Here is a 15,284-nt window from a genome sequence, read left to right on the forward strand (position 1 = left end):
TCCCGCGATTACTTGTACCTGAGTTGAATCTTGTACAAGTAAATACGCGAGATAAAAGTTGTGCAAGTATTAATTTGTGTACAGCTTTTTGCAGGGTGACGGCCGTGACCCCGATGCCCGCAGCAACGCTGTATCCAGGCGCGGTGGGGGCGTCCTAGGCGTCCGACGGAGGCGAATAGCTGGCCGAAAGCGGCCAGTTGCTGTGAATGTAGTCCGAGCTGTGATCACAGCTGGGATCACGGATAGCCCAGCAGCGCCTTGATCTGGGCCAGGTGGGCAGCGACCCAGCGCTTGTCGATGGCGCCCCAGTCGCGGATCACATAGTGCCCGGCGTTGTTGCGCTCGCCATCGTGCTGGATGAACTCGCACTGGATATCCAGCTCGGCCAGCGCCGCCAGGGTGTCCTGGGCGGTGCGCCGGGGCATGCCGGTGGCCTCGATCAACGCCGGCACGCTGGTGGCGCTGCCGCTGTCGACCAGCCAGGCGACATAGAGGCGGCGGTAGAAGCTGGTGCGGGTCTTGCTGACGTCCATGTTTTCTCCTGAGGTGGCTTGCCAGGCGAGGTGGCGCGGGGGTATCTACGCAGGTCTTGCGGAGGATAGCGATGAACGAGCAGAACGACGACCTGGAAGTGGCGCTGGTGCAGTGTGAACTGGCCTGGCAGGACCCCGCGACCAACCGGGAATACCTCGCAGCCCAGCTGGAGCAGGCGCGCGGCGCCGACCTGGTGGTGCTACCCGAGATGTTCAGCACCGGCTTCTCCATGCATTCGGCCGAGCTGGCCGAGCCGGAAGACGGCCCCACCACGCTCTGGCTGCGCGAGCAGGCGCAGCGTATCGGCGCGGTGGTCACCGGTAGCCTGATCATCCAGGCTGCCGACGGCAGCTACCGCAACCGCCTGCTGTGGGCGCGCCCGGACGGTTCGCTGGCACACTACGACAAGCGCCACCTGTTCCGCATGGCCGGCGAGCACAAGCACTATGCGGCGGGTGAGGAGCAGGTGGTGCTGGAGGTTAAGGGCTGGCGGGTGCGCACGCTGATCTGCTACGACCTGCGCTTCCCGGTGTGGAGCCGCGATCCCGAGAAAACCGACCTGTTGCTGTACACCGCCAACTGGCCGGCGGCGCGGCGGCAGCACTGGAATCGCCTGCTGCCGGCACGGGCCATCGAGAACCTGTGCTACGTGGCTGCGGTGAACCGCATCGGCCGCGACGGCAACGGCCACCCCTACAGCGGCGACAGCCAGGTACTGGACTTCCAGGGCGAGAGCCTGCTGGCGCCGGGCGATGCTGCCGGCGTGTTTCGCGTGCGGCTGTCGGCAGCCGAGCTGGCGGCCTACCGGCAGCGCTTCCCGGCGTATCTGGATGCGGATCGGTTCTATCTGGCTGGGCAGTAAGAGCTAGGAACAGGTAGCGTGTAGGTTGGGTTGAGCGCAGCGAAGCCCAACAAACGAGCTTTCAGGCAACTCCGCTGTTGGGCTTCGGCGCTTTGCGCCTCAACCCAACCTACCGGTGCACCTACGCGCTTCCGTGGGAGCGGCTTCAGCCGCGATGCTCTTAGCCCTTTGTGCAACTGCTGTCTTAACCCAGCGATGCCATGTCGATCACGAAGCGGTACTTCACGTCGCTCTTGAGCATGCGCTCGTAGGCCTGGTTGATCGCCTGCATGGGGATCATCTCGATGTCCGAGACGATGCCGTGTTCGGCGCAGAAGTCGAGCATTTCCTGGGTTTCGGCGATACCACCGATCAGCGAGCCGGCGATGCGGCGGCGCTTGAAGATCAGGCCGAATACGTCCGCCGGCGGGTGTGGCGAATCCGGCGCGCCGACCAGGCACAGGGTGGCGTCGCGCTTGAGCAGGTTGAGGAACGGGTTGAGGTCGTGGGGCGCGGCCACGGTATTGAGGATGAAGTCGAAGCTGCCGGCGTGCGCGGCCATTTCCTCGGCATGCTTGGATACCACCACTTCACTGGCGCCCAGGCGCAGGGCGTCATCGCGCTTGTTCGGCGAGGTGGTGAACAGCACCACATGGGCGCCCATCGCCGCGGCGATCTTCACGCCCATGTGGCCGAGACCGCCAAGCCCGACGATGCCGACCTTCTGCCCTGGCCCGACCTTCCACTGGCGCAGCGGCGAGTAGGTGGTGATGCCGGCGCACAGCAGCGGCGCCACGGCCGCCAGTTGCTCGGCGCTGTGGCGAATCTGCAGGACGAAGCGCTGGTCGACCACGATGTGCTGGGAGTAGCCGCCGAAGGTGTTTTCGCCGCCGAACACCGGACCGTTGTAGGTGCCGGTGAAGCCGCTCTCGCAGTACTGCTCCAGGCTTTCGCCACAGGAGGCGCACTGGCGGCAGCTGTCGACCATGCAGCCGACGCCGGCCACGTCGCCAACCTTGAACTGGCTGACATTGCTGCCGACGGCGCTGACCCGGCCGACGATCTCGTGGCCCGGCACCGAGGGATACAGGGTGTTGTTCCACTCGTTGCGTGCGGTGTGCAGGTCGGAGTGGCAGACGCCGCAGTAGAGAATGTCGATGGCCACGTCGTCCGGGCCGACGGCGCGGCGCTGGATTTCCATGGCGGCCAGTGGGGATTCTGGATTTTGTGCGGCGAAGGCGAGGGTGCTGCTCATGGCGTCTCCTGGGGTATGCAAAGGATGCAGGAGAGGCTAAGGCAGGCAGGTTACAGACGGCTTGCCCGATCCTGCCGAATCCATGCCCAGAGGTGCACGGCTGCGCCAGGCTCTTTCCTAAAAGCGTTCTGGCGACCGTCTATGCTCATCCGGACTACACATCACCATTGCGGTTTGCAGACGGGGGCGCCATGCAATCTTCACGACATTTGGGGCTGGTGGTTTCACTGGCGGGATGTTTCACGGGGCCGGTCGTGGCTGGTTCGGCAGGCTTCGCCGGCATTGTCGCCAGCGCCGATTCGGCGGAGACCGCCAACAGCAATCCGGCGGGGATGTCGCGCCTGGCGGAGCCGACGACCAGCCTCAGTCTGATGATGGCCCGGGGTTTTGGCGAGTTCGAGGTGGATGAGGGCAAGACCACGACCGGCGGCGGTAACCCTGACAATGACTCCAGTCCGGTGTTTCTGCCCCAGGCCTACCATGTGCGGCCGTTGAGCGAGGATGTGCATGTCGGCCTCTCCCTGACCGTGCCCACCGGCTTTGGCTCGGAGTACGGCTCGGACTGGGCCGGGCGTTATTACACGGACAGCTATTCGCTGGTCTATGTCGCCCTGACACCGGCGATTTCCTGGCGTATCAACGAGCAGTGGTCGATAGGGGCTGCCGTGGGTATCAACTACATCGCCTCGGAGTCGGAAGTGGCCATCAACACCCTGGTGCCGGGGGCGGCCGATGGGCGGATGAAGGCTGAGCTCGACGGTGTCGGCACCAACTTCACGCTGTCGCTGTTGTGGGAGATGACCGACAAGACCCGCTTCGGGCTGTCCTACACCAGCGAGTCGAAAACCGATATCGATGGCGACCTGAAATTCCGCAATACCGGTCCGGTGATCGGCGGGTTGCTGGAACGCGGCATTCTCAGCGACGAGATCGAGGTCGAGCAGGTACAGCCGCAGCGCATCATCGGTGGTCTGTATCACGAGCTGGAGGCGGGTGACTTCATCGTGGCCGATATCGGCTGGGTCGAGTTCTCGCGTTTCGGCGCCAACTCGATTTCCCTCGATGGCCAAGACCTCAATGTCGAGGAGGGCGGCTTCAACAACTTCTGGGCGGGGGCCGTGGGCTATGGCTTCCCCGAGCACAATGGCCTGCGCTACACCCTGGATGCCTTTTATGTGCAGGCGCCGGTGGACGACGACAAGCGCACCCTGGCGCTGGCGCTAGACCGTATCTGGGGGTTCGGGGCAGGGGTGCAGGTCGACCATGGCAAGGGCCAACTGGTCGAATTCAATGTGCATCTGGTCGATTTCGGCGAAGGGCCGGTCGACACCGGCGCGTCGGCCGTCCGCGGGCGGGTGGTGGGGGAGACCGATAATCCCTACGCGCTGATCATCAGTGGCGCCTATCACTTTTAGGCTGGGCAGCAACGAAAACGCCGGGCAAGTACCCGGCGTTTTCATTCACCTCTGAGAACCTTGTTCACGATCTTTTGGACTAGAGCCAGACAAGGCAAAAACAGTCGAGGAAGCGGAGTTTACGTGCTGTAAATGAGCATTCCGAGGCTGTTTTTAACGCCGTATGGCCGACGGCCAGGAGATCGTGAGCAGGTTCTGAGCGATCAGGCAGCCTGCGCCTCGGCCTGCTCCAGTGCCCGGTTCAGTGCGCTGAACAGGGCGCGGAAGGTCGCGGTGGTCAGGTTTTCGTCGATGCCGATGCCGTGCAGCGGGCGGCCACCGTTCAGGCGTACCTCGATATAGGCCACGGCCTGGGCGTTGGTGCCGGCGCTGATGGCGTGCTCGTGGTAGTCCATGATCTCGATGTTCTGCGGCAGTGCGGCGACCAGCGCCTCCAGCGGGCCCTTGCCGGTGCCGTGCTTGCGACGGGTTTCGCCGTCGTAGGCGACTTCGACGTCGACGCTGCAGATGCCGTTCTCTTCCTGCAGACGATGGCTCTTCAGTGCGTACGGGCTATTGGCTTCGAGGTATTCGCTTTGCAGCAGGCTATAGATCTGCTGGGCCGTCATCTCCAGGCCGAGGCGGTCGGTTTCGCGCTGGACTACCTGGCTGAACTCGATCTGCATGCGGCGAGGCAGGCTGATGCCGTATTCCTGTTCGAGCAGGAAGGTGATGCCGCCCTTGCCGGACTGGCTGTTGACGCGAATGACCGCCTCGTAGTCGCGACCGATATCGGCCGGGTCGATCGGCAGGTACGGCACTTCCCAGATGCCTTCCGGGTCCTGCTGGGCGAAGCCCTTGCGGATGGCGTCCTGGTGCGAGCCGGAGAAGGCGGTGTGGACCAGGTCGCCGACATACGGATGGCGCGGGTGCACCGGCAGCTGGTTGCACTCTTCCACCACCTTGCGCACGGCATCGATGTCGGAGAAGTCCAGTTCGGGGTCGACGCCCTGGGTGTAGAGGTTGAGCGCCAAGGTGACCAGGCAGACGTTGCCGGTGCGTTCGCCGTTGCCGAACAGGCAGCCTTCGACGCGGTCGGCGCCGGCCATCACGGCCAGCTCGGAGGCTGCTACACCGGTGCCACGGTCATTATGGGTGTGCACGCTGATCAGCACGCTGTCACGGCGATCAACATGGCGGCCGAACCACTCGATCTGGTCGGCGTAGTTGTTCGGCGTGGCGCACTCGATGGTGGCCGGCAGGTTGAGGATCAGCTTCTGCGCCGGCGTCGGCTCGAATACGCCGATCACCGCATTGCACACCTCGACGGCGAAGTCGATTTCGGTGGAGCTGAACACTTCCGGCGAGTACTCGAAGCCCCACTGGGTCTCCGGCTGGGCGGCGGCCAGGCGCTTGATGATGCGTGCGGCGCTGGTGGCGATCTCGATCACGCCGGCCTTGTCCTGGTTGAAGACGATGCGGCGGAAGCTCGGCGCGGTGGCGTTGTAGTAGTGGACGATGGCCTTCTTCGCGCCCTTGAGCGACTCGAAGGTGCGGGTGATCAGGTCCTCGCGGGCCTGGGTCAGCACCTGGATGGTCACGTCATCAGGGATATGGCCGCCCTCGATCAGCTCGCGGACGAAGTCGAAGTCGGTCTGCGAGGCGGACGGGAAACCCACCTCGATCTCCTTCAGGCCCACGGCGACCAGGCACTTGAAGAAGCGCATCTTCTTCTCGGCGTCCATCGGCTCGATCAGCGACTGGTTGCCGTCGCGCAGGTCGGTGGACAGCCAGATCGGCGCCTTGTCGATGATCTGGTCCGGCCAGGTACGGTCGGGCAACTGGATCTGGGTGAAGGGACGGTATTTCTTCGACGGGTCTTTGAGCATGGTCATCAGGCAAATCCTTGAATTCGGCGGCAGGCCGGGGCAACACGAAAGGGTTGGGGCGAGAGGAGGGTTCAGCTACGCAGTCGCGGGCTGACCAGACGCAGGCAGGCGTGTTGCCGTAGAAGAATGAGGGTATGAGCTGTTTTCATGCCGCTAACCCTACTGCTGAGGGGGAAAGATGGCAATGCTTGTGGAGAAAACGCCTGAAAATTGCCGCTAAATCACTATTTGGGTTGTTAGTTGCCGTTTTGTTGGTGTTATTTGCAATAAATTGCGCTGAGGCTTTCCGGCAGGCACGTCCTGCGCGTGCCTGCCGGCGGAGGCATCACTGGTGTACAGCAGGCGCTGCACGATCCTGCTGGGCGATGGCTAGGCGACTGTCGATCAGTACACGAAAATCCGCCCCGCTGGGACTCTGGAACACGCGCAGTCCAAAGGCCGGCAGGATCGCCAGCAGGTGGTCGAAGATATCGGCCTGGATGCCCTCGTATACCAGCCAGGTGGTGGTGTTGGTGAAGCAGTAGATCTCCAGCGGTAGACCGTCTGCACCCGGCTGCAGTTGGCGGGTCATGAGGGTCATCTGCTGGTGCACGCTGGGGTGCTGGCGCAGGTAGCGTTCGACGTAGGCGCGGAAGGTGCCGAGGTTGGTCAGGCGGCGGGTGTTGCGCGGGTCGTCATGGCCGGCGTTGCTGGCTTTGAGCTCGGCCTGTTTTTCGTCCAGGTAGTCGGCCAGCAACGCAAAACCGCGTAGCTCCTGCAGTTGCTCGGCGTCGAGAAAGTGCACGCTGTTCTGATCCAGATACAGGCAGCGCTTGATCCGGCGACCGCCGCTTTCCTCCATGCCGCGCCAGTTTTTGAAGGCGTCGGTGATAAAACGCTTGGTCGGGATGGTGCTGATGGTCTTGTCCCAGTTCTGCACCTTCACCGTGTGCAGGGCGATGTCGATCACGTCGCCATCGACGTTGAGCTGTGGCATCTCCACCCAGTCGCCGACGCGGATGATGTCGTTGGAACTGATCTGCACGCTGGCCACCAGCGACAGCAGGGTGTCCTGGAAGATCAGTAGCAGCACGGCGGCCATGGCGCCGAGGCCGGACAGCAGGATCAGCGGCGATCGGTCGATCAGGCTGGCGATGACCAGGATGGTGGCGATGGCGAAGATGGCGATCTTGACCACCTGCAGGTAACCCTTGATCGGCCTCATGTGGGCGTCGGGGCGTAGCTGGTACAGGGTGTTGATGATGTCCAGCAGGGCGCTGAGGGCCAGGGCCACGGTCACCACGATAAAGGCGGAGGCGACATTGACCACCACCACGGCTACCGCGTCGGGCAGGTTGGGTAGCAGGTGTACGCCACTGATCAGGATCAGCGCCGGCACGATGTTGGATAAGCGCTTGATCATGCCGCTGTGGCTGATGTTCGTGGTGCGCCCCAGGTGGGTGGCGCCCATGACGCGATTCAGGCCGCGCACGAGAATGCGTTTGACCAGCCAGTTGGCTAGCCAGGCGATAAACAGCAGAAAGCCGAGGGCGATGACGGTATGCAACTGGGGATGCTGGTTCAGCCAGTCCAGGGCTTGTTGCAGTTGGGCGGGCATGTACATGGGCCTCGTGGGCTGCGGATCAAGCTGCAGAACCTTAGCAAAGCCCTTGCCTGAGCCCAACCTGCAACTGTAAGTCCGGTTTTCCGCTCAGGGCTTGAACGCGCCGATAAAGATCGCCGGATCGACCCGCGCATCGTTAAGGCTGATATTCCAGTGCAGGTGCGGGCCGGTGGCGCGGCCGGTGCTGCCGACCTTGCCCAGTACGCCGCCGCGCGGCAGCTCGTCGCCAAGCTGCACGCTCACCGCCGACAGGTGGCAGAACATGCTGATCAGCCCCTGACCGTGGTCGACGAACACGGTCTTGCCGTTGAAGAAGTAGTCGCCGATGAGGATCACCTTGCCGGCGGCCGGGGCCTTGATCGGCGTGCCGGCTGGCACGGCGAAATCCAGGCCTGAGTGCGGGTTACGTTCCTCGCCGTTGAAGAAACGGCGCAGGCCGAAGGGCGAGGACAGTGGCCCGCTGACCGGTTTGTCGAGCAGCAGGTTGCTTGGCTGGCGTGGGCTGAACTGGCGGTAGGCGGCATTCTGTTCGGCCAGCTCGCGTTCGATGCGGGCCAGGTTCTTGGCGTTCGGGTTGACCTGCTGGGGGTTCTTCAGGGTGATGCGTTGCTCGCGATAGTGCTTGCCGCCGACTTGGAAGCTCAGCTTCTGGCCCCCGGCCTCGATCTGTTGCTGGCCGGGCTTGACCGTCAGTGGGATGCCGACGATGGCGATCCAGCGCTGGCCATCTTCCTTCACCACCAGCACCGGCTTGCCCTGGTAGCGCACCTGCGGCGCGCTCGCGCCAGCTCCCAGGTCGACGACTGCTACACCGCCGGGCACCGGCTTGTTGAGCAGGCGGGTGAGGAAGCCTTCGGCTTGTACGGGAAGGGCGAGGCAGAGCAGGGTGAGCAGGCTGACGAGGCGCATGGGCTGTCCGTGTGGCGGTATCAGTCGAGCAGTGACAGGGTCACCGGCTCCAGGTGGTTGTCCTCGACGCGAACGTCCAGCTCGCCTTCGCCCAGACGCGCCTTGAGGCGCTGGCCGGGATGGGTCTGGCTGGCGGCACGCACGGCCTGGCCGCGCTCGTCGAGAAGGATGCTGTAACCGCGGCCGAGGGTGGCCAGCGGGCTGACGATGTGCAGCGTTTGCGCGAGGTTTTCCAGCTGTCGGCGTTGCTGGCGCAGCTGCAACTCGATAGCGCGGGGCAGGCGCGTGGCCAGGCTGTCCAGGCGCTGGCGCAGCAGGGCCAGGGCACGGCCCGGATGCTGGGCGCTGAGGCGACCTTCCAGGCGGGCCAGGCGCTCGTGGCGGTTATTGGCCTGTTGCGCGAAGGCGCGGCGCAGGCGCATGTCCAGATCGTCCAGGCGCTGAGCCTGCTGGCGCAGGCGCTCGCCAGGGTGGCGCAGGCGCCGGGCCAGGCCGTCCAGGCGCAGGCGTTCGCGGCTCAGGCGGGTTTGCAGGGTCAGGGCCAGGCGACGCTTGAGACTGTCCAGGCGACGTTGCAGGTCGGAGCTGTCCGGCGCCAGTAGCTCGGCGGCGGCGGAGGGCGTCGGCGCGCGCACGTCGGCGACGAAATCGCTGATCGACACGTCCGTTTCATGGCCGACGGCGCTGACGATCGGAGTGCGACAGGCGGCCACGGCGCGCGCCACGGCCTCCTCGTTGAAGCACCAGAGGTCCTCCAGCGAGCCGCCACCACGGGCCAGGATGATCGCGTCGAAGCCGGCGCGGTCGGCCAGCTCAAGGCCGCGGACGATCTGCGCGGTGGCCTCGCGGCCCTGCACGGCGGTGGGGATCAGGGTCAGCGCCACCTGTGGCGCGCGGCGGCGGAACACGCTGATGATGTCGCGGATCACTGCGCCGGTCGGCGAGCTGACAATGCCGATGCGCTGCGGATGGGTGGGCAGGGCGCGTTTGCGCTCGGCGGCGAACAGACCCTCGGCAGAGAGTTTCTCCTTGAGCGCTTCGAAGGCCAGGCGCAGGGCGCCATCACCGGCGGGCTCGACCGTATCGAGGATCAGCTGGTAGTCGCCGCGGCCCTCGAACAGCGAGACTTTGCCGCGTACCTTTACCGCCAGGCCGTCGCGCAGCGCCTGGCGCACGCGGGCGGCGTTCTGCCGGAACAGCGCGCAGCGCACCTGGGCCTGGTTGTCCTTGAGGGTGAAGTAGAGGTGGCCGGAGGCCGGGCGGGCCAGGTTGGAGATTTCGCCTTCGACCCAGACCTGGGCGAAAACGTCCTCCAGCAGCAGGCGCGCACGGTTGTTCAGTTGGCTGACGCTGAGGGCCTCGCGGTCGAGGCCCAGGCGCTGGAACGGGTCGGTAATCATGGCCGGCATGATAGCGGGTTGCCCGGCGTGCCCAAAGCGCGGCAAGCCAGTAGACTGCGCCGCCTTTTCAGCCATCCTTCCTTATATGAACGTCATACAAAGCATCCTGGTGCCGCAGATTTCCAGCCTGCCGCACCTTGGCGCGCACTCGCAGCGGATCGTGCGCTGGCTCAGCGGTCAGCGGCTGATCGACGCCCAGTTGAGCACCTGCGGACGCCTGGGCAACGGCATGGCCCATGCCATTGGCGAGGGTGCGCGGCGCCTGCCCCATGCCGAGCGTCTGCCGTTCGGTCAGCCTTACAACGGCCTGCAGGTGGTGACCCTGCGCAGCATTTACACGCCGACCCGCGATTTTCTCGAAGAGGCCGGTTGCCCCGAGTGCCGCCAGGAAGTCGGCGTGGCGCTGTTCGAGAGCCTTGACGAGTGGATGGCCGGGGTCAGCGACAACTTCACTTGCCCCGAATGTGGCCATGAGGATGACATCAACGGCTTTCTCTTCCTGCAACCCTGTGCTTTCTCCAACCTGGCATTCGTGTTCAACGGCTGGCCGCCGGAGTGCTTTTCGCCGCAGCTGCTGGAGCAGTTTGCCGAGCGCCTGGGCTTTCCCATGCGCCTGGTGCAGGTGCACGACTGAGTGGCGTATCGCCATTGAGCGAAGGTGGCCCGCTAGGTATAATGCCGCGCTTCTTATTTTTCCCTCTCGGGAGCCCCGCCATGCTGCGTATCAGCCAAGAAGCACTCACCTTCGACGACGTCCTGCTCATCCCCGGTTACTCGGAAGTCCTGCCCAAGGACGTCAGTCTCAAGACCCGCCTGACCCGTGGCATCGAGCTGAATATCCCGCTGCTGTCCGCAGCCATGGATACCGTCACCGAGGCGCGCCTGGCCATCGCCATGGCCCAGGAAGGCGGCATCGGCATCATCCATAAGAACATGACCATCGAGCAGCAGGCGGCCGAAGTGCGCAAGGTCAAGCGCTATGAGTCCGGCGTGGTGAAAGACCCAATCACCATCGAGGCCGATGCCAGCGTTGGCGACCTGTTCGACCTGACCCGCCAGCACAACATCTCTGGCGTGCCGGTGCTGCACCATGGCGACCTGGTCGGCATCGTCACCTCGCGTGACGTGCGCTTCGAAAGCCGTATGGATGCCAAGGTGCGTGAGGTGATGACGCCGAAAGAGCGCCTGGTCACCGTCAAGGAAGGCGAGGACAAGGATGCCGTGCGCAAGCTGCTGCACAAGCACCGCATCGAGCGCGTGCTGATCGTCGACGACCAGTACCGCCTGAAAGGCATGATGACCGTCAACGACATCGAGAAGGCCAAGGCCTACCCGCTGGCCAGCAAGGACGACCAGGGTCGCCTGCGCGTCGGCGCTGCCGTTGGCACCGGCGCCGACACCGGTGACCGCGTGGCCGCGCTGGTTCACGCCGGCGTTGACGTAATCATCGTCGACACTGCCCACGGCCACTCCAAGGGCGTGATCGACCGCGTGCGCTGGGTCAAGCAGAACTTCCCGGAAGTCCAGGTGATCGGCGGCAACATTGCCACCGGTGACGCCGCCAAGGCGCTGGTCGAGGCTGGCGCCGATGGCGTCAAGGTCGGCATCGGCCCGGGCTCGATCTGCACCACCCGCATCGTCGCCGGTGTCGGCGTGCCGCAGATTTCCGCCGTGGCCAACGTTGCCGCCGCCCTGGCCGGCACCGGTGTGCCGCTGATCGCCGACGGTGGCATCCGCTTCTCCGGCGACCTGTCCAAGGCCATCGTCGCTGGTGCCTCCGCGGTGATGATCGGCTCCATGCTGGCCGGTACCGAAGAGGCACCGGGCGAAGTCGAGCTGTTCCAGGGTCGCTCCTACAAGGCCTACCGTGGCATGGGTTCGCTGGGCGCCATGGCCCAGGCGCAGGGCTCTTCCGACCGTTACTTCCAGGACTCCTCGGCCGGCGCTGAGAAGCTGGTGCCGGAAGGCATCGAAGGCCGTGTACCGTACAAGGGCGCGATGGCCGCCATCGTGCATCAGCTGATGGGCGGCCTGCGTGCCTCCATGGGCTACACCGGCTGCGCCACCATCGAGGAGATGCGTACCAAGCCGGAGTTCGTGCGCATCACCGGCGCCGGCATGGCCGAGTCGCACGTACACGATGTGCAGATCACCAAGGAAGCCCCGAACTATCGCGTGGGCTGAAAAATCGATTTGCCGCTGCTGCGCTTGATCCGGCGGCGTTGGAGAAAAATTCGAAATGCTCATTGGCTACAGCCAACTCCGCTTTCTCGTTTCTCTCCGCCTTGCCGGCTCTGCGCTCGCGACGTGGCAAATCGATTTTTGAATTTTGATAAGACACGGGGCTGCTATCAGCCCTTTGTCATTTGTGATTCCTCTACGAGACGACGGCCATGGCCCACGACATTCACGCCCACCGCATCCTCATCCTCGATTTCGGTTCCCAGTACACCCAGCTGATCGCCCGCCGCGTGCGCGAGATCGGCGTGTACTGCGAGATCCATCCGTTCGACATGGACGACGCCGCCATCCAAGCCTTCGCCCCGCGCGGCATCATCCTCGCCGGTGGCCCGGAGTCGGTGCATGAGGCGAACAGCCCGCGCGCGCCGCAGGCGGTGTTCGACCTGAACGTACCGCTGTTCGGCATCTGCTATGGCATGCAGACCATGGCCGAGCAGCTCGGCGGCAAGGTGGAAGGCTCTGACCTGCGCGAGTTCGGCTACGCCCGCGTCGACGTGGTTGGCAAGGCGCGCCTGCTCGACGGCATTGAAGACCATGTGGACACCGACGGCGTACTGGGCCTGGACGTGTGGATGAGCCACGGCGACAAGGTCACCGCCCTGCCGGAAGGTTTCCATATCCTGGCCAGCACTCCGAGCTGCCCGATCGCCGCCATGGCCGACGACAGCCGCGCCTACTACGGCGTGCAGTTCCACCCGGAAGTGACCCACACCAAGCAGGGTGGGCGCATCCTCTCGCGCTTCATTCTCGACATCTGCGGCTGCGAGGCCCTGTGGACCCCGGCCAACATCGTCGAAGATGCCATCGCTACCGTGCGTGCCCAGGTGGGTACCTCCAAGGTGCTGCTCGGCCTGTCCGGCGGTGTCGACTCCTCGGTGGTCGCGGCGCTGCTGCACAAGGCCATCGGCGACCAGCTGACTTGCGTGTTCGTCGACAACGGCCTGCTGCGTCACAAGGAAGGCGACCAAGTGATGGCCATGTTCGCCGAGAACATGGGCGTCAAGGTGATCCGTGCCAACGCCGAAGACCTGTTCCTCGGCCGCCTGGCCGGCGTCAGCGACCCGGAAGAGAAACGCAAGATCATCGGCCGCACCTTCATCGAAGTATTCGACGAGGAGGCCACCAAGCTGCAGGACGTGAAGTTCCTCGCCCAGGGCACCATCTACCCGGACGTGATCGAGTCGGCCGGCGCCAAGACCGGCAAGGCCCACGTGATCAAGAGCCACCACAACGTCGGTGGCCTGCCGGAAGACATGCAGTTCGAACTGGTCGAGCCGCTGCGCGAGCTGTTCAAGGACGAGGTGCGCAAGATCGGTCTGGAGCTGGGCCTGCCCTACGACATGGTCTACCGCCACCCCTTCCCGGGCCCAGGCCTGGGCGTGCGCATCCTCGGTGAAGTGAAGAAGGAGTACGCCGACCTGCTGCGTCTGGCTGACCACATCTTCATCGAAGAGCTGCGCAACTTCGACTGGTACCACAAGACCAGCCAGGCCTTCGTGGTGTTCCAGCCGGTGAAATCGGTCGGCGTGGTCGGCGACGGCCGTCGCTACGCCTGGGTCGTCGCCCTGCGCGCCGTGGAAACGATCGATTTCATGACTGCACGCTGGGCGCACCTGCCCTACGAGCTGCTGGAGAAGGTCTCCAACCGCATCATCAACGAGATCTCCGGCATCTCCCGCGTCACCTACGACGTGTCGAGCAAGCCGCCTGCCACCATCGAGTGGGAGTGATGTGACCGACAAGGGCAGCGTGAGCTGCCCTTGTCGTATCTGCCTGCGGCAATCGGCTGCTCGCCGTGGGCTTTTGGCAATGAGAAAATGTCGCAAATGACCGGCGACGGAAGAGACATGACGTTTACCCGCAGACAGATACTGCTCGGCCTTGGCGCCCTCGGCGTGGCCGGGCTCGGCGCTGGTGGTGTGCGCTATTGGTTGGGTCGTCCGGCCAATGTGACAACCCACGACTACGAGCTGATTGCCGCGCCGCTGGACTTGGAGCTGGTACCGGGGCACACAACCCCGGCCTGGGCGTTTGGCGGCCAGGCACCTGGCCTGGAGCTGCGCGTACGCCAGGGCGATATGCTGCGGGTGCGCTTCATCAACCAGTTGGAGGTGGAGACCACCATTCACTGGCACGGCATCCGCCTGCCGCTGGAAATGGATGGCGTGCCCTACGTGTCTCAGGCGCCGGTCAAGCCGGGCGAGTACTTCGACTATCAGTTCCTCTGTCACGATGCCGGCAGCTTCTGGTATCACCCGCATACCGCCAGCTCCGAGCAGCTGGGGCGGGGGCTGGTTGGCCCGCTGATCGTCGAAGAGCGCGAACCGACAGGGTTTGTCCATGAGCGCACGCTGAGCCTGAAGAGCTGGCACGTGGACGAGCAGGGCGCCTTCACTGCGTTTTCGGTACCGCGCCTGGCCGCTCGCGAGGGGACCCGTGGCCGGCTGTCGACCATCAACGGACAGCACCTGCCGGTGCTCGACCTGCCGGCTGGCCAGGTGGTGCGTCTGCGCCTGCTCAATCTGGATAACACCATCAGCTATCGACTCAACCTCAAGGGCGGCGGCGAGGCGCGCATCTATGCGCTGGACGGTCACCCGGTAGCACCACGGCCGCTGGGCAAGGAGTATCTCCTCGGTGCCGGCATGCGTATCGATCTGGCGGTGAAGGTGCCGGCCGCAGGTCAGGAAATCGCCCTGCGCAATGGTCCGCTGCGCCTGGCCACCCTGCGCAGTGTGGCCAGTGCCGAGGTGCCCGGCGACTGGCCGCCGGCTCTGCCGGCCAATCCGGTAGCCGAGCCTGACCTGACCGGCGCCGAGACCCTGCGCTTCAACTTCGAGTGGTCGGCTGTTTTGGCATCGCCGCAGCAGCAGGGGCCGGCGAGTTACTGGCAGATCAACGGCCAGGCCTGGGACATCAACGACAAACGCTGTGCGGAGCGGCCCATCGCCACGCTGCAGAAGGATCGCAGCTACATTTTCGAGCTGCGCAACATGGCGCAGTACCTGCATCCGATCCATTTGCATGGGATGACCTTCAAGGTGCTGGACTCCGACCGCAAACGCATCACGCCCTACTACACAGACACTTATCTGCTGGGCAAGAACGAGACAGCGCGCATTGCCTTCGTCGCCGATAATCCCGGAGTGTGGATGTTTCATTGCCATGTGATCGACCACATGGAAACCGGCCTGATGGCCGCCATCGCCGTGGTATGA

General features: G+C 64.5%; 12 protein-coding genes. 6 read left to right on the forward strand and 6 right to left on the reverse strand.

What is annotated here, in order from left to right; all coding sequences use genetic code 11:
* Nucleotides 1–236: 236 nt before the first annotated feature.
* Entirely contained in the window at nt 237–533 is a 297-nt protein-coding gene (locus ACF8C6_RS00215; protein WP_392497454.1) for a helix-turn-helix domain-containing protein, read from the reverse strand.
* A gap of 71 nt (nt 534–604) precedes the next feature.
* Between ACF8C6_RS00215 and ACF8C6_RS00220 the strand changes: the two genes are divergently transcribed.
* Nucleotides 605–1,396 (forward strand): amidohydrolase, encoded by a 792-nt coding sequence (locus ACF8C6_RS00220; RefSeq protein WP_392497455.1) that lies wholly within the window; start codon nt 605–607, stop codon nt 1,394–1,396.
* 184 nt (nt 1,397–1,580) lie between these two features.
* Here the strand turns inward: ACF8C6_RS00220 and ACF8C6_RS00225 are convergent, their stop codons facing one another.
* Nucleotides 1,581–2,630: an NAD(P)-dependent alcohol dehydrogenase gene (locus ACF8C6_RS00225; RefSeq protein WP_392497457.1), complete on the reverse strand. Its 1,050-nt coding sequence runs from the start codon at nt 2,628–2,630 to the stop codon at nt 1,581–1,583.
* A 254-nt stretch (nt 2,631–2,884) separates the two neighbouring features.
* Here ACF8C6_RS00225 and ACF8C6_RS00230 point away from each other — a divergent pair, with 254 nt between their 5' ends.
* A complete protein-coding gene (locus ACF8C6_RS00230; RefSeq protein ID WP_392497458.1) occupies nt 2,885–4,045 on the forward strand; it encodes an OmpP1/FadL family transporter in 1,161 nt (386 codons plus the stop codon).
* Between the two features lie 203 nt (nt 4,046–4,248).
* Here ACF8C6_RS00230 and leuA read toward each other — a convergent pair whose 3' ends face one another.
* The 4 genes from leuA to xseA all read right to left on the reverse strand — a co-directional run bounded on the left by leuA (nt 4,249) and on the right by xseA (nt 9,825).
* Entirely contained in the window at nt 4,249–5,919 is a 1,671-nt protein-coding gene (gene leuA / locus ACF8C6_RS00235; RefSeq protein ID WP_392497460.1) for a 2-isopropylmalate synthase, read from the reverse strand.
* A 319-nt stretch (nt 5,920–6,238) separates the two neighbouring features.
* Nucleotides 6,239–7,510, reverse strand: a complete 1,272-nt coding sequence (locus tag ACF8C6_RS00240) for a mechanosensitive ion channel family protein (RefSeq protein WP_392497861.1) — start codon at nt 7,508–7,510, stop codon at nt 6,239–6,241.
* A gap of 93 nt (nt 7,511–7,603) precedes the next feature.
* Nucleotides 7,604–8,425, reverse strand: coding sequence for a peptidoglycan DD-metalloendopeptidase family protein (locus ACF8C6_RS00245; RefSeq protein WP_392497461.1), 822 nt, complete (start codon nt 8,423–8,425; stop codon nt 7,604–7,606).
* A 20-nt stretch (nt 8,426–8,445) separates the two neighbouring features.
* On the reverse strand, nt 8,446–9,825 hold the full coding sequence (gene xseA / locus ACF8C6_RS00250; protein ID WP_392497862.1) for an exodeoxyribonuclease VII large subunit: 1,380 nt from the start codon (nt 9,823–9,825) through the stop codon (nt 8,446–8,448).
* A gap of 85 nt (nt 9,826–9,910) precedes the next feature.
* Between xseA and ACF8C6_RS00255 the strand changes: the two genes are divergently transcribed.
* From ACF8C6_RS00255 to ACF8C6_RS00270, 4 genes are all read left to right on the forward strand, one after another.
* A complete protein-coding gene (locus tag ACF8C6_RS00255) occupies nt 9,911–10,459 on the forward strand; it encodes a sugar ABC transporter ATPase (RefSeq protein ID WP_392497463.1) in 549 nt (182 codons plus the stop codon).
* An 80-nt stretch (nt 10,460–10,539) separates the two neighbouring features.
* A complete protein-coding gene (gene guaB, locus ACF8C6_RS00260; RefSeq protein WP_392497465.1) occupies nt 10,540–12,009 on the forward strand; it encodes an IMP dehydrogenase in 1,470 nt (489 codons plus the stop codon).
* Between the two features lie 209 nt (nt 12,010–12,218).
* Complete coding sequence (guaA, locus tag ACF8C6_RS00265; RefSeq protein ID WP_392497466.1) at nt 12,219–13,796, forward strand: glutamine-hydrolyzing GMP synthase; 1,578 nt, start codon at nt 12,219–12,221, stop codon at nt 13,794–13,796.
* Between the two features lie 117 nt (nt 13,797–13,913).
* Nucleotides 13,914–15,284 (forward strand): multicopper oxidase family protein, encoded by a 1,371-nt coding sequence (locus ACF8C6_RS00270; protein ID WP_392497468.1) that lies wholly within the window; start codon nt 13,914–13,916, stop codon nt 15,282–15,284.

It is taken from the genome of Pseudomonas sp. zbq_18 (genome assembly GCF_043102245.1).
Lineage (GTDB): Bacteria > Pseudomonadota > Gammaproteobacteria > Pseudomonadales > Pseudomonadaceae > Aquipseudomonas.